The sequence below is a fragment of the Streptomyces sp. NPDC046557 genome (assembly GCF_040645975.1).
Taxonomy (GTDB): Bacteria; Actinomycetota; Actinomycetes; order Streptomycetales; family Streptomycetaceae; genus Streptomyces.
In genome coordinates, this window is record NZ_JBEYZH010000008.1 from 184,842 (window position 1) to 199,572 (window position 14,731).

Genomic DNA, 14,731 nt, shown 5'->3' on the forward strand with positions numbered 1-14,731 from the left:
GAACCGGTTCCGGCAACGCGCCCGGCGCACGGCGCACTCGCCGGGACCGTACGGCTGACGTGGGTCCAGCCGGAGGACCTGGTCGGCCACGAGCTGCGGCAGGCCGCGCAGGACGGGCGGGACGCGGAACCGCTGCTGCACGCCTGGCTCGCGGCCGGCGGGCACCCGGCCCCGGACCGGGCCGGCGCCTCCCCCTCCCCCGCCGACCCCGAACTCCGCGCCCTGGCGAACCACCTCCTCACCGCGCTGGCGGCGCTCCCCTCCCCCTCGGCCCCGGACGAGCCGGATTCCTGGCAGGCCATCACCGCCACCTGGCCCACCCCCACCACCCCCACGCCGGAACCGACGACCGCCCCGACGCCCGGGGCGCACCCCGCCCACGCGCCGGCGCCGCAGACCCGCCTGACCGGCCGGGGGCCCCAAACGCACCCGGACCGGCTCCCGGGCCCCCACCCCGGGAACAACCCGAGCCCGGCCCCCCACCCGGAGGCACACCCTCACCCCGGCCGCGGGCCGCAAATCCTCCCGTCCGCACCCGCCCCGGCGCCGGAAGCACTCCCCTTCCCCCAGGCGGGGTCCTCGGCACGCCCCCACCCCGGTCAGGGGGTTCCGGCCCACCCGCCGGCGCCGCAGGGCCGCCCCGCCGGCGCGGACCCCGGGGCACACCTCGGCCCCCGCCCCGGCGTCCCGGACGCACGGTTCGTGGCGCGGCTGGAGGCCGCCTGGGTCGGGCGGGCCGTCGGGTGCGTGCTCGGGAAGCCGGTCGAGAAGCTGCCCCTGGACGGCATCCGCGCACTGGCCCGCGCCACCGGCAACTGGCCCCTCGACGACTGGTTCACCGCCCGCGGCGTGCCTGCCGGGCTGCTGGCCGCGTACCCCTGGAACCGCCGTTCCGCCCCCACCTCCCTCGCCGAGAACATCGACGGCGCCCCCGAGGACGATGACCTCGACTACCCCCTCCTCGGCCTGCTCCTCCTCCAGCGCCACGGCAAGGCCTTCACCACCGCCGACGTCGGCCGCCTGTGGCTCGACGAGCTCCCGGCCGGCCGCACCTTCACCGCCGAGCGCGTCGCGTACCGCAACCTCCTCCTCGGTCTGGAACCCCCGGCCACCGCCACGCACCACAACCCCTTCCGCGAGTGGATCGGCGCCCTCATCCGCGCCGACGTCCACGGCTGGACCCACCCCGGCGACCCGGCCGCCGCCGCGGCCTCGGCCTACCGCGACGCCGTCCTCAGCCACACCGCGAACGGTGTCTACGCGGCCCTCTTCGTCGCCGCCGCCATCGCCGAGGCCGCCACCGGCCACGCCGACGTACACACCGCGCTCCGTGCCGGCCTGGCCGTCGTGCCACCCCGCTCACGGCTCGCCGCCGCCGTCCGTCACGCCGTCGACACCGCCGGGCGGTACGCCGACTTCGACCGCGTCGTGGACGAACTCCACGCCCGCCACGGCCAGTACCACTGGGTCCACGCCGTCCCCAACACGGCGCTCATCGCCGCCGCCCTCACCCACGCCGACGGCGACTTCACCCACTCGGTGTGCCGCGCCGTGTCCGGCGGCTGGGACACCGACTCCAACGGCGCGACCGCCGGCTCCCTCGCCGCGCTCGTCGCGGGCGAGGTCCCGCACCGCTGGGCCGCGCCGCTGAAGAACCGCCTCGCCACCACCGTCGCCGGTTTCGACGGCGTCGGCTTCGACACCCTCGCCCACCTCACCGCACAGGAGGCAGCCCGCTCATGACGGCCATCGCCGTGCTCGGCAGTACGAACATGGACCTCGTCGCCTACGTCCCCAAGGCCCCCCGGCTCGGCGAGACCGTCACCGGGACCGCCTTCCGTACGGTCCCGGGCGGCAAGGGCGCCAACCAGGCGGTGGCCGCCGCCCGTTGCGGCGGAGAGGTGGTGATGATCGGGGCGGTGGGCGCCGACGCGTTCGGTGTACGGCTGCGCGACGCGCTCGCGGACGCCGGGGTCGAGACGGCCTCGCTGCGCACCGTCGAGGGCCCCAGCGGCACCGCGCACATCACCGTCGACGCGGAGGGCGCCAACAGCATCATCGTCATCCCGGGTGCGAACGGCCTCGTCACCGGTCTGGAAACGGGCGACGACTCCCGGATCGGCGCCGCCGACTGCCTGCTCCTCCAGCTCGAACTGCCCCTGGAGGCCGTCCTCGCGGGGGCGCGGGCCGCCCGGTCGCACGGCGTCCGAACCGTCCTCACGCCCGCCCCGGTCCAGCCGCTGCCGCCCGAACTACTGGATGTCATCGACGTGTTGGTGCCCAACGAGCACGAGGCCGCCGCCCTCACCGGGCTCACCGACCCGTACGCGGCGGCCGAGGCCCTGCTCCGGGTCGTGCCCGAGGTGGTGGTCACCCTCGGGGCGGCCGGAGTCCTCTACGCGGCCCGGGACCGCGAGCCGCTGACCCTGCCCGCGCCCCCGGTCCGGGCGGTGGACACCACCGCCGCCGGGGACACGTTCGTCGGAGCGCTCGCGGTGGCCCTCGGTGAGGGCCGTCCCGTGCCGGAGGCCCTGCGTTGGGCGTCGGCGGCGGCCGCGCTGTCCGTGCAGCGGCCCGGCGCCCAGGACTCGATGCCGACCCGTGCCGAGACCGACGCCTTCGCGGCGGCGCGGCCATGACCGGCACCACCGCCCCGCCCGGCGCCACCGCCCCGCCCGGCACCACCGCCGACACGACCGGCAGCGCCGCCCGTGCCACCGCCCCCCTCGCCGGGCTGCGCGTCCTCGACCTGGCGACCCTCTTCGCCGGACCCCTCGCCGCCACCCTGCTGGGCGACTTCGGCGCCGAGGTGGTCAAGGTCGAGCACCCGGTGCGCCCCGACCCCTCCCGGGGCCACGGCCCCGCCAAGGACGGCATCGGCCTCTGGTGGAAGCTGCTCGGGCGGAACAAGCGGACGATGACCCTCGACCTGTCCACGCCGGGCGGCCGGGACACCCTGCTGCGGCTGGCCGCCACCGCCGACGTGGTCATCGAGAACTTCCGTCCCGGCACCCTGGAACGGTGGGGTCTGGGGTGGCCGGAGCTGTCCGCCGCCAACCCGCGCCTGGTCCTGGCCCGCGTGACGGCCTTCGGCCAACACGGCCCGTACGCCCGCCGCCCCGGCTTCGGCACCCTCGCGGAAGCCATGAGCGGCTTCGCCGCGATCACCGGGGAACCGGACGGCCCGCCCGCGCTGCCGCCGTTCGGGCTCGCCGACTCCATCGCCGCGCTGACCACCGCGTACGCCGTGATGACGGCGCTCGCGGGCCGCGACCGCACCGGGCGGGGGCAGGTCGTGGACCTGGCCATCATCGAGCCGATCCTCACGGTGCTGGGTCCGCACCCGCTCTGGTACGACCAGCTCGGCTACGTCCAGCCCCGCACCGGCAACCGCTCCACCAACAACGCCCCACGCAACACCTACCGCAGCGCGGACGGCCGCTGGCTGGCAGTGTCCGCCTCGGCCCAGTCCGTCGCGGAACGCGTCCTGCGCCTGGTCGGCCGGGCCGAACTGATCGCCGAGCCCTGGTTCGCGACCGGCTCCGGCCGGGCCGCCCACGCACCGGTGCTCGACGAGGCGGTCGGCGGCTGGATCGCCCGGCACAAGGCCGACGAGGTGGTGGCCGCCTTCGAGGAGGCCGAAGCGGCCGTCGCCCCCGTCAACGACGTACGCGACGTGATGGTCGATCCGCAGTACGCGGCGCTCGGCACCCTCACCGAGGTCGAGGACCCGGAGCTGGGACCGCTGCGCATGCAGAACGTCCTCTTCCGGCTGTCCGGGACGCCCGGCGCGATCCGCTGGGCGGGCCGTCCGCACGGCGCCGACACCGACGCCGTCCTCACCGAACTCGGCCTGACCGAGGCCGAGATCACCGCTCTCCGCAAGGAAGGGGTCCTATGATCCTCACCTGGTTGTACGCACCCGGTGACCGGCCCGAAGTGGTTTGGAAGGCCCTCCACTCGGGGGCCGACGCCGTCATCGTGGACCTGGAGGACGCGGTCTCGCTCTCCCGCAAGGAGTACGCCCGCGCCGCGACCGCCGAACTGCTCACCGAGCGGCCCACGGTCCCCGTCCACGTCCGGGTCAACGCGCTGGACTCCCCCTGGGCGGGCGCCGACCTCACCGCGCTCACCGGCCTGCCGGGTCTCGCGGGCCTGCGCCTGCCCAAGATCTCCGCGCCCGAGCAGATCACGACGGTCGCCGACCGCACCGGCGGGGTGCCCCTGTACGCGCTGCTGGAGTCCGCGCTGGGTGTGGAACGGGCCTACGAGATCGCCCGCGCCCACCCCTGCCTGCGCGGGCTGTCCCTCGGCGAGGCGGATCTGCGGGCCGATCTGGGCATCGGCTCCGAGGCGGGCCTGGACTGGCCGCGCTCGCGGGTGGTGGTCGCGGCGCGGGCCGCCGGCCTGGCCCCGCCCGCGCAGTCGGTGTTCCCCGACATCCGGGACCTGGAGGCGTTGGCCGTCTCCTGCGCCCGGGGCCGTGCGCTGGGCTTCCTGGGCCGGGCGGCCATCCACCCCCGTCAGCTCCCGGTGATCGAACGGGCCTACCTCCCCGCCCCGGAAGAGGTCGTCGCCGCCGAGCAGATCATGGCCGCGGCCCGCCTCACCCCGGGCGCGGTGGCCCTGCCCGACGGCCGTTTCGTCGATCCGGCGATGCTGGCCGGGGCGGAACGGGTGGTCGCCCTCGCGCGCCGGGAATCCCCCATCCCCTCCTGACGGTTGCCCCGGCCGCACGGAACACGAAGGGGGCGCCGCGCGGTCGCGCGACGCCCCCTTCCGTACCGGCCGAGCCGGATCAGAGCTTCTTGACCTCCGGAGCCGCCTCGGGAGCCGGTTCCTCCTGGGCGGCAGCGTCCGCCGCCGCCCCCGCCTCGGGGTTCGCCTCGGCCCCACCCTTGGTTTCGGCCGACTCGGCGCCGCCCCGCGCCTCCAAGGCCCCGGCGGCGTCGGACGCCACGACGGCATCAGAGGTCACGGCGGCGTCGGAAACCGCGGGGACGTCGGCGCCGTCCTTGGCGTCGGCCGCGGCGTCGGAGGCCGCCGGCCCCCGGTCCGGCTCCACGACCTCTTCGCGACCCGGCCGCAGCTTCTGCGACAGGACGAGGTAGACGACCGCGAGCACGAAGACGACGATCGCCGTCCAGACGTTCAGCCGCACGCCGAAGATGTGGTGCGCCTCGTCGACCCGCATGTACTCGATCCAACCGCGGCCCAGGCAGTACGCGGCGACGTACAGCGCGAACGCCCGCCCGTGACCGAGCTTGAAGCGGCGGTCGGCCCAGATCACCAGCAAGGCGACGCCCACGCACCACAGGGACTCGTAGAGGAAGGTGGGGTGGTAGAGGCCCGCGACCCGGTTCGGGCCGTCGCTGATCTTGAGGGCCCAGGGCAGGTCGGTGGGCCGTCCGTACAGCTCCTGGTTGAACCAGTTGCCCCAGCGACCGCACGCCTGGGCCAGCGCGATGCCCGGGGCGAGGGCGTCCGCCCAGGCCGGCAGCGGGATCCCGCGCAGGCGACAGCCGATCCAGGCCCCCACCGCCCCGAGCGCGATCGCACCCCAGATGCCGAGGCCGCCCTCCCAGATCTTGAAGGCGTTGACCCAGTCGCGGCCCTCGCCGAAGTAGAGCTGGTAGTCGGTGATCACGTGGTAGAGGCGGCCGCCGATCAGGCCGAACGGCACCGCCCACACGGCGATGTCCGCGACCGTGCCCGGCTTACCGCCGCGTGCGATCCAGCGCTTGTTGCCGAGCCAGACGGCGACGAAGACGCCGATGATGATGCAGAACGCGTAGCCGCGCAGCGGGATCGGTCCGAGATGGATCACGCCGGTCGACGGGCTGGGGATATAGGCAAGTGTCATGGCAGGACCGACGCTACCCTGCCGGGCGGTACCCACCGCAACCCGCCCGGCAACCTGCCGTGAAATCGATACTCAGTCCTCCGCGGCTCCTGCCTTGGACGAGCCCGCGCCACTGCCGGCCCTGCTCCCGGAAGACGAGGTGGCGGAGGAGGCGGACGCCTTCGCGGAAGCCGAGGGCGAGACCGACGGTGAGGCCGCGGGCGACGGCGAGCCCTTCCCCTTCGGGGCCGGCTGCGCACCGCCGTTCCCCTTGCCGGCGGCCTCCACGGCCTCCTTGAGCTTCTGCGGGGTCAGCGGGTTGGCCTGGTCGGCGAAGATGTCCTTGCCGTTCAGCAGCACGCTCGGGGTGCCGCGGAACTTCGCCGCCCGGAAGGCCTCGTGCGACTTCGCGACCCAGCTGTTGTGCGTGCTGTCGTTCACGCAGGAGCGGAACGCCGGTGTGTCCAGCCCCGCCACCTTGCCCGCCAGCTCCAGCAGCCTGGCCTTCTTGGCGTAGGCGTCGTCGGTCTCCTGCGGCTGGTTCTCGAAGAGCACGTCGTGGTACGCGGGGAACTTACCGGCGTCCTGGGCGCAGGCGGCCGCGTTCGCCGCGTTGAGGGACCCGGTACCGCGCATGTTTCCGTCGATCAGCGTGACCAGGTGGTAGTCGACCTTGAGCAGTCCCCTGGCCTCCAGGTCGTGGACCGTGCTGCGGTAGTTGTCCTCGAACGCCTTGCAGGCCGGGCAGCGGAAGTCCTCCCACACGGTGAGGGTGGACTTGGCCTCGGGCTTGCCGCTCTGGATGGCGAGCGCGTCCTTGCCGGTGGCCCCGGACGGGGCGGCCACCGGGCCCGCGTTGGCGGACTTGTCGCCCTTGCCGGTGTTCGCCGCGATCAGGCCGACGACAGCGGCCAGGCCGAGTACGCCGACCACCGCCGCGGACACGATGAGGGTCCGGCGGCGCTTGTCCTTCTTCTTCTGCCGCTCGCGCTCCGCGAGGAGTCGCTCCCTGGCCGATCGTTTCGTCGCATCGCGGTTCGCACCGTCGTTCTTCTCGCTCACGTTCGGCCAAACGAAGCGGGGAGGCACTCGCGTGCCTCCCCGCTCCCACTTCCACTCGATCGGGCTACATAACCCCCGATCGGGCCCGGCGGGCGTCAGGACCTGCGTACGCCTTTCGCGAGCTCGCCCGCCAGCGCCCGCACGCCGTCCAGCCCGGTCTGCGCGTCCGGGGCGTCCAGCAGCACCTTCACGAAGGCCGAGCCGACGATCACACCGTCCGCGAAGCCGGCGACCTGCTTCGCCTGCGCGGCGTTGGAGACGCCGAGGCCCACGCACACCGGCAGGTCGGTGGTGGCCCGGGTGCGGCGCACCAGGTCCTGGGCCTGGTCGCCGACCGACTCGCGCGTGCCGGTGACGCCCATCAGGGAGGCGGCGTAGACGAAGCCCGAGCCGACCGCGGTGATGGTGGCCAGGCGCGCGTCCCGGCTGCTCGGGGCGACGACGAAGACGGTCGCCAGCCCGTGCCGGACCGCGTGCTCGCGCCACAGCGCGGACTCCTGGACCGGCAGGTCGGGCAGGATGCAGCCCGCGCCGCCGGCCGCCGCGAGTTCGGTGGTGAACCGCTCGACGCCGTAGCGGTCGATGGGGTTCCAGTAGGTCATGACCAGGATCGGGACGCCGGTGGCCTCGTACGCCTCGCGCACGGTGCGCATGACGTCGGCGATCTTCACACCGCCGCGCAGGGCGATGTCGTCGGCGGTCTGGATGACGGGACCGTCCAGGACCGGGTCGCTGTGCGGCAGGCCGATCTCGACCACGTCCGCGCCGCCGGCGACGACGGCCTTGACGGCCTCGATGCCGCCGTCCACGGTCGGGAAGCCGGCCGGGAGGTAGGCGACGAGGGCGGCGCGGTCCTCGGACTTCGCCTTGGCGAGGGTCGCGCTCAGCAGCTCGATGTTTCCGTTGGCGCTCACTTGTCGTCCCCCTCGGCGAACTCGTTCTCGGCCACTTCGCCGTCGGTGTCGTACAGGCCGAAGTAGCGGGCGGCGGTGTCCATGTCCTTGTCGCCGCGGCCGGACAGGTTGACCACGATCAGTCCGTCGGGGCCGAGTTCCCTGCCGAGGTCCAGCGCGCCCGCGAGGGCGTGCGCGGACTCGATCGCCGGGATGATGCCCTCGGTGCGGGACAGCAGGCGCAGGGCCTGCATCGCGGCGTCGTCGGTGACCGCGCGGTACTCGCCGCGGCCACTGTCCTTGAGGTAGGAGTGCTCCGGGCCGATGCCCGGGTAGTCCAGGCCGGCCGAGATGGAGTAGGGCTCGGTGATCTGGCCCTCCTCGTCCTGGAGGACGTAGGAGCGCGAGCCGTGCAGGATGCCGGGCTCGCCGGCGGTGAGGGTGGCCGCGTGTTCGCCGGTCTCGACGCCGTGTCCCGCCGGCTCGAAGCCGACCAGGCGTACGCCCTCGTCGGGGATGAACGCGTGGAAGAGGCCGATGGCGTTGGAGCCGCCGCCGACGCAGGCCGCGACGGCGTCGGGCAGGCGTCCGGCGCGCTCCAGGATCTGGCGGCGGGCCTCGACGCCGATGACGCGGTGGAAGTCGCGGACCATGGCCGGGAAGGGGTGGGGTCCGGCGACGGTGCCGAAGAGGTAGTGGGTCTGGTCCACGTTGGCCACCCAGTCGCGGAACGCCTCGTTGATGGCGTCCTTGAGGGTGCGGGAGCCGGACTTCACGGCGATGACCTCGGCGCCCAGCATGCGCATGCGGGCCACGTTGAGGGCCTGGCGCTCGGTGTCGATCTCGCCCATGTAGATGGTGCAGTCGAGCCCGAAGAGGGCGCAGGCGGTGGCCGTGGCCACGCCGTGCTGGCCGGCGCCGGTCTCGGCGATGACGCGGGTCTTGCCCATGCGCTTGGTGAGCAGCGCCTGGCCCAGCACGTTGTTGATCTTGTGCGAGCCGGTGTGGTTGAGGTCCTCGCGCTTGAGGAAGATCCGCGCGCCGCCCGCGTGCTCGGCGAAGCGGGGCACCTCGGTGAGGGCGCTGGGGCGGCCCGTGTAGTTGACCATGAGCTCGTTGAGCTCGGCCGCGAAGGCCGGGTCGCCCTTGGCCTTCTCGTATTCCACGGCGACCTCGTCCACGGCGGCGACGAGCGCCTCCGGGATGAACTTGCCGCCGAAGTCGCCGAAGTAGCCCTCGGCGTTGGGGACCAGACCCTGCGGGTCCGGGATGAAGAACGAGTGGGTGGACATGTCCACTACTCCTACGGGGTGCGACGGGATGATTTCACCGTATTGCGCCGCCGGTCCGTGACCCGAGCACCCCGCCGGCAGCGGTGGTGGGGATACGGAACGAGCGGCCCGCGCCCGGAGCCGGCGGCTCGGGACGGCGGGCCGTACGAGGGTGCCCGGCCGGCACCTCAGGGGTGCAGGGGCGGGGCAGCCGTCGTCACGGCGCGGTCGAGGGGCGCCATCGCATGCCGTTGACCTGACCGGGCTCGGAGCCGATCACGTACCGCACCCGCCGGCCGTGCACGCGCCGGGCCGGGGCACGGCAGCCGCGGGGGCGGCAGCCGCGCGCCAGCGGCGCGTGCGCCGTCGGCACGCCGGCCGGGCCGGGGCCCGGGCGGGTGCGGACGCAGGAGCGGGAGACGGGCACGGCAGGGGTCAGCTCCGCCCGTGCCGCAGGGCGGGGTGGGCGCCGGCGGCCACCAGGTCGGCCACGGCCGCCTTCGGGTCGCGTCCGGTGACCAGGGACTCCCCGACGAGGACGGCGTCGGCGCCCTCATTGGCGTACGCGATCAGGTCGTGCGGTCCGCGGATGCCGGACTCGGCGACCTTGACGATGTGGTCGGGGATGGCCTCGACGACGCGCTCGAAGGTGGAGCGGTCGACCTTGAGGTCCTTGAGGTTGCGTGCGTTGACACCGATGATCTTGGCGCCGGCGGCGACGGCGCGCTCGACCTCCTCCTCGTCGTGGACCTCGACCAGCGGGGTCAGCCCGATGGACTGGGCCCGCTCGATGAGGGAGACGAGGGCTTCCTGTTCGAGGGCCGCGACGATCAGAAGGGCGAGGTCGGCGCCGTAGGCGCGGGCCTCCCACAGCTGGTACGCCGTGACGATGAAGTCCTTGCGCAGGATCGGGATGTCCACGCGGGCGCGGACGGCCTCCAGGTCGGCCAGCGAGCCGCCGAAACGACGCTGCTCGGTGAGGACGGAGATGACCGCCGCACCGCCCGCCTCGTAGTCGGCGGCGAGCCCGGCCGGATCGGCGATCGCGGCGAGCGCGCCCTTGGAGGGACTGGAGCGCTTCACCTCGCAGATCACCTTGACGCTGTCGCCACGCAGGGCGGCGACACCGTCCTTGGCCTGGGGCGCCTTGGCGGCACGCTCCTTGAGCTCGTCGAGGCTCACGCGGGCCTGCCGTTCGGCAAGGTCTTCGCGGACCCCTTCGATGATCTCGTCGAGCACACTCACGCGAGCGGCCCCCTTCCGGGTCGATGACGGTCGGCCGCCTTGCAGACACGTTCCACTGCAAGGTCAGCACTCAAATGGTATCCGCAGGTCGCCACGGCCTCCGCACGGAGCGTGCGGGTGTCCCATGGACTGGACAGTCGGAATATGCGCTTCCTCCGGAATCCCGGCTTCCCCTCGCGCACCGCCCGCCTCAGGGGGCCAGGGCCGATCCGAAGGGGAGGTTGCGGACGACGGCGAAGGTCAGCACGACCGCTCCCACGCCCCACCAGTAGACCGGTTTGAGGGTGATCCTGGGCGGCGGCCCGCCGCGCGCGGCCCGGACCAGCCACAGGGCCAGGAACGCGGCGAAGAGGAAATAGCCGAGGACGGCGACGGCGTTGTCCCCGAGCGCGGTCGCCAGATCTCCGTGGGCGAAGGCGTGGGCGCTGCGCAGCCCGCCGCAGCCGGGGCACAGGATGCCGGTCAGCCGCAGCAGCGGGCAGACGGGGTAGTGGCCCGGCCGGTTCGGGTCGACCGTGCCCACGTACGTGAACGCCGCGACCGTCCCTGCCAGCGTGAGCACGGGCGCGGCGAGGGCCCGGGCCCGGGAGACCGGGGGCGGCGCACTGGGCCGTTCGGGCACCGGGCAGGGGGTGTGAGGGGCGTCCACGCGGTGATTCTCTCCGCTCATGACAAAAGGCGCAGCCCGACGGGGCCGCGCCTCTCGAAACCGCGCCTTCCGGGACCGACGGCGCGGCGGCCGACTACCGGCAGCCGGCTCAGACCTTGGTGGCGAGCTTGTTGGCGGCGATGACCTGCGCGAGGTCCTCGTGCTCCGCCTTCGGGGCGCCCATGCCCGCCGCCTTCATCGCCAGGCCGACGACACCGCCGAGCGCGACGACGACCAGGCCGGCCCAGAAGCCGAGCGGGCTCGCCAGCACCATGAAGGCGCCGGAGATGCAGAAACCGATGAAGGCGATGATGACACCGGTCCAGGCGGCCGGGGTGTGTCCGTGGTGCGTGCCCGCCATGAGTTGCTCCTCGTTGCTCTGTCGCGCAGTGCTGAATCAAACGCGTCTGTGTCGAACGCTCGATGACCATTGTCCCGCACCGGGCGCGGCCCGCTGTCAGTGGGTCGGGTCCTCGCCCCGGTCCAGAGCCTTCCACAGATCCTCGGGCCGGTCCGGGTCCACGACCGCCGGCTTGCGCGTCCGGGGGCTGCCGTCGCGCTCGTACCGGCCGCCCATGGCGGGCCAGCCGCTGCCGAAGCGCAGGGCCAGCAGCCCGGCGAGCAGGATCAGCACCGCTCCGCCGGCGGTGACGTACGGCCAGGGGGTGTGGGTCAGCCCGGCCACCCGGGCGGCGGTGTCCGCGGTCGTGGTGGCGGCCTTCTCGTCCAGCGCCCGGCGGTCGTCGGCGGCCGTCACCGCGGCGAGCGCCGCGCCCAGGCCGCTCAGCGCCAGCAGGGCGGACACCAGCAGTCGGGACTTGCCGCGTACGGCGAACACCGCCACCAGGGCGGCGAGCCCGACGATGGCCAGGGCGGCGGGCAGCCCGGTGACGGTCTGCCCGTCCGCGCTCAGCGGGAGCGATCCCCCCGCGACGACGGCGCTGCCACGGGCCCATACGCGGCCGGTGGCGAGCAGGACGACGGTGGCGCCGAGCGCGCCGAGCAGCAGGGCGACGCCCACGCTGCGGCGGCCGCGACGGCTGTCGGGAGCCTCGGGCTCGGGCGCGGACGCGGCATCGGTTCGGGGCGGGGGTACGGCACTCACGTACCCCACTATCCCCTACCGGCTCAGACGCCGTGGAGGCGGTTCGCCGCTCCCACCGCGCGGAGCACCGCGGCGGCCTTGTTGCGGCACTCGTTGTCCTCCAGCTCGGGCACCGAATCCGCGACGACTCCCGCTCCGGCCTGCACGTACGCGGTGCCGTCGCGCAGCAGTGCGGTACGGATGGCGATGGCCGTGTCGGAGTCGCCGGCGAAGTCGAGGTAGCCGACGCAGCCGCCGTACAGGCCCCGCCGGGACGGTTCCAGCTCCTCGATGATCTGCATGGCGCGGGGCTTGGGCGCGCCGGAGAGGGTGCCGGCCGGGAAGCAGGCGGTGAGCACGTCGAAGGCGGTCTTGCCCTCGGCGACACGGCCGGTGACGGTCGAGACGATGTGCATGACGTGCGAGTAGCGCTCGATGCTCATGAAGTCGACGACCTCGACGGAGCCCGGCTCGCACACCCGGCCCAGGTCGTTGCGGCCGAGGTCGACGAGCATCAGGTGCTCGGCGCGTTCCTTGGGGTCGGCCAGCAGCTCCTCGGCGAGCTCGTTGTCCTCCTGAGGAGTGGCGCCGCGGTGCCGGGTCCCGGCGATGGGGTGCACCATGGCCCGGCCGTCCTCGACCTTGACCAGCGCCTCGGGGCTGGAGCCGACGACGTCGAAGCCGTTCTCGAAGCGGAAGAGGTACATGTACGGGGAGGGGTTGGTGGCCCGCAGGACCCGGTAGACGTCCAGCGCGGACGCCGCGCAGGGGGTCTCGAACCGCTGCGAGGGCACGACCTGGAACGCCTCGCCGGCCCGGATGCGTTCCTTGACGTCCTCGACGGCGGCCTGGTACTTCTCGCCGCCCCACAGCGCGGAGAACTCGGGCAGCTCGGAGACGGGCAGCGGCGTCGGCACGTAGGGCGCGGGCCGCGCGAGGTCGGCCTCCATCGCGTCGAGGCGGGCGACGGCGTCCGCGTACGCCTCGTCCACGCCGGTGTCGAGGTCGTTGTGGTTGATGGCGTTGGCGATGAGCTGGACCGTGCCGTCCCAGTGGTCCATGACCGCCAGGTCGGAGGTGAGCAGCATGGTCAGCTCGGGGAGCCGCAGGTCGTCCTGGGCGTGTTCGCCGATGCGCTCCAGACGGCGCACGATGTCGTAGCCGAGGTAGCCGACCATGCCGCCGGTGAAGGGCGGCGTCCCGGTCGCGTTGTCGCGCGTGGGGGCACCTCCCATGCCGCCAGGCATAGGGGGGGTGTGCAGTGCCTCGACGGTGGCGCGCAGGGCGTCGAGGGGGTCTCCGGCGGTGGGGACGCCGACGGGGGCGGCGCCGATCCAGTGGGCCTGTCCGTCGCGGACGGTCAGCGTGGCGTCGGAGCGCACGCCGATGAAGGAGTAGCGGGACCAGGACCGCCCGTTCTCCGCGGACTCCAGCAGGAAGGTGCCGGGGCGTTCGGCGGCGAGCTTCCGGTAGAGGCCGACCGGGGTGTCTCCGTCGGCGAGCAGTTTGCGGCTGACGGGGATGACGCGGCGGTCGACCGCGAGCTTGCGGAACGTCTCAAGATCCATGGCGTGGGACCCTACCTAGCTATTCGGCGGCCAGCGGGAGGACATCGGCGTCGAAGCACGTCCGGGCACCCGTGTGGCAGGCGGCCCCGACCTGGTCGACCTTGACGAGCACGGTGTCCGCGTCGCAGTCGAGGGCGACGGACTTCACGTGCTGGAAGTGGCCGGAAGTATCCCCCTTGACCCAGTACTCCTGACGGCTGCGGGACCAGTAGGTGCAGCGTCCGGTGGTCAGGGTGCGGTGCAGGGCCTCGTCGTCCATCCAGCCGAGCATGAGCACCTCACCGGTGTCGTACTGCTGGGCGATGGCCGGTACCAGACCGTCCGCGGAGCGCTTGAGGCGGGCGGCGATGGCGGGATCGAGGGAGGTCGTACTCATGGGGCCATTGTGCCGGGCGAGGGCGATGATCATCGATGGCTGTCCGCCTGATGGGCAGGCATGGGGCGGGTTCCGGCCGTAGGCTGGCCACCATGTCTACCCATGCGAAGCGTGAACGTCTGCTGCTGGCCGATCTGTTGGAGGCGGCGGGACCGGAGGCGCCGACGCTGTGCGACGGCTGGAGCGCGCGGGAACTGGCGGCGCACGTGGTCGTCCGGGAGCGCCGCCCGGACGCGGCCGGCGGTCTGCTGCTGAACGTGCTCAAGGGACGCCTGGACAAGGCGATGGACGAGTACACGGCCAAGCCGTACGAGGAACTCATCCGGCTGATCCGTACCGGGCCGCCGAAGATGTCCGTGTACTCGGTCAAGCAGATCGACGAGGCGGCGAACGCGGTGGAGTTCTACGTCCACGCCGAGGACGTCCGGCGGGCGCAGCCCGACTGGTCCCCGCGCCCGCTGGACCCGGTCTTCTCCGACGCCCTCTGGTCCCGGCTGGAGAAGCTGGCCCGCCTGACGGGCCGCCGCTCGCCGGTCGGCCTGGTGCTGCGCCGCCCGGACGGCCGTACGGCGGTCGCCCACAAGGGCACACCGGTGGTGACGGTCACGGGCGAGCCGGGCGAGCTGACGCTGTTCTGCTTCGGCCGCCAGGAGTCCGCCGCCGTGCAACTGGACGGCGCGCCGGAGGCCGTCGCGAAGCTGACGGTGGCGAAGCTGGGGATCTGACGCCTGCCCCACGCTC

The 14,731-nt window shown here is 73.6% G+C and carries 15 protein-coding genes; 5 read left to right on the plus strand and 10 right to left on the minus strand.

Annotated features, from left to right (window positions below):
- Positions 1-54: 54 nt before the first annotated feature.
- The 4 genes from ABZ934_RS17845 to ABZ934_RS17860 are packed head-to-tail and all read left to right on the plus strand — an operon-like array spanning position 55 to position 4,719.
- A complete protein-coding gene (locus tag ABZ934_RS17845) occupies positions 55-1,743 on the plus strand; it encodes an ADP-ribosylglycohydrolase family protein (RefSeq protein WP_361313859.1) in 1,689 nt (562 codons plus the stop codon).
- On the plus strand, positions 1,740-2,639 hold the full coding sequence (gene rbsK, locus ABZ934_RS17850; protein ID WP_361313737.1) for a ribokinase: 900 nt from the start codon (positions 1,740-1,742) through the stop codon (positions 2,637-2,639). Before ABZ934_RS17845 ends, rbsK begins: the two co-directional genes overlap by 4 nt.
- Positions 2,636-3,901, plus strand: a complete 1,266-nt coding sequence (locus tag ABZ934_RS17855) for a CoA transferase (RefSeq protein WP_361313740.1) — start codon at positions 2,636-2,638, stop codon at positions 3,899-3,901. The genes rbsK and ABZ934_RS17855 overlap by 4 nt, the downstream gene beginning before the upstream one ends.
- Positions 3,898-4,719, plus strand: a complete 822-nt coding sequence (locus tag ABZ934_RS17860; protein ID WP_361313742.1) for a CoA ester lyase — start codon at positions 3,898-3,900, stop codon at positions 4,717-4,719. Before ABZ934_RS17855 ends, ABZ934_RS17860 begins: the two co-directional genes overlap by 4 nt.
- Positions 4,720-4,798: 79 nt before the next feature.
- On the opposite strand, the gene lgt is transcribed toward ABZ934_RS17860, so the two are convergent.
- The 10 genes from lgt to hisI all read right to left on the minus strand — a co-directional run bounded on the left by lgt (position 4,799) and on the right by hisI (position 13,990).
- The gene (gene lgt / locus ABZ934_RS17865) at positions 4,799-5,863 is read right to left on the minus strand and encodes a prolipoprotein diacylglyceryl transferase (RefSeq protein ID WP_361313745.1); all 1,065 of its coding nucleotides are present in this window, start codon (positions 5,861-5,863) and stop codon (positions 4,799-4,801) included.
- 72 nt (positions 5,864-5,935) lie between these two features.
- Positions 5,936-6,904: a thioredoxin domain-containing protein gene (locus tag ABZ934_RS17870; RefSeq protein ID WP_361313747.1), complete on the minus strand. Its 969-nt coding sequence runs from the start codon at positions 6,902-6,904 to the stop codon at positions 5,936-5,938.
- A gap of 95 nt (positions 6,905-6,999) precedes the next feature.
- Entirely contained in the window at positions 7,000-7,818 is an 819-nt protein-coding gene (gene trpA, locus ABZ934_RS17875; RefSeq protein WP_361313749.1) for a tryptophan synthase subunit alpha, read from the minus strand.
- Positions 7,815-9,089 carry a tryptophan synthase subunit beta gene (gene trpB, locus ABZ934_RS17880; protein WP_361313751.1) on the minus strand — a complete coding sequence of 425 codons (1,275 nt, stop codon included), beginning with the start codon at positions 9,087-9,089 and terminating at the stop codon, positions 7,815-7,817. Before trpB ends, trpA begins: the two co-directional genes overlap by 4 nt.
- 414 nt (positions 9,090-9,503) lie before the next feature.
- Positions 9,504-10,313 (minus strand): indole-3-glycerol phosphate synthase TrpC, encoded by an 810-nt coding sequence (gene trpC / locus ABZ934_RS17885; RefSeq protein WP_361313754.1) that lies wholly within the window; start codon positions 10,311-10,313, stop codon positions 9,504-9,506.
- Between the two features lie 190 nt (positions 10,314-10,503).
- Entirely contained in the window at positions 10,504-10,962 is a 459-nt protein-coding gene (locus ABZ934_RS17890) for a DUF2752 domain-containing protein (protein ID WP_361313756.1), read from the minus strand.
- Between the two features lie 109 nt (positions 10,963-11,071).
- Positions 11,072-11,323, minus strand: a complete 252-nt coding sequence (locus ABZ934_RS17895; protein WP_361313758.1) for an HGxxPAAW family protein — start codon at positions 11,321-11,323, stop codon at positions 11,072-11,074.
- 96 nt (positions 11,324-11,419) lie between these two features.
- A complete protein-coding gene (locus tag ABZ934_RS17900) occupies positions 11,420-12,076 on the minus strand; it encodes a TIGR02234 family membrane protein (RefSeq protein WP_361313761.1) in 657 nt (218 codons plus the stop codon).
- Positions 12,077-12,090: 14 nt separating this feature from the next.
- The gene (locus tag ABZ934_RS17905) at positions 12,091-13,614 is read right to left on the minus strand and encodes an anthranilate synthase component I (protein ID WP_361313764.1); all 1,524 of its coding nucleotides are present in this window, start codon (positions 13,612-13,614) and stop codon (positions 12,091-12,093) included.
- 19 nt (positions 13,615-13,633) lie between these two features.
- Positions 13,634-13,990: a phosphoribosyl-AMP cyclohydrolase gene (gene hisI, locus ABZ934_RS17910; protein ID WP_136215262.1), complete on the minus strand. Its 357-nt coding sequence runs from the start codon at positions 13,988-13,990 to the stop codon at positions 13,634-13,636.
- A 92-nt stretch (positions 13,991-14,082) separates the two neighbouring features.
- Between hisI and ABZ934_RS17915 the strand changes: the two genes are divergently transcribed.
- Positions 14,083-14,715, plus strand: coding sequence for a TIGR03085 family metal-binding protein (locus ABZ934_RS17915; RefSeq protein WP_361313768.1), 633 nt, complete (start codon positions 14,083-14,085; stop codon positions 14,713-14,715).
- The last annotated feature ends 16 nt before the right edge of the window (positions 14,716-14,731 follow it).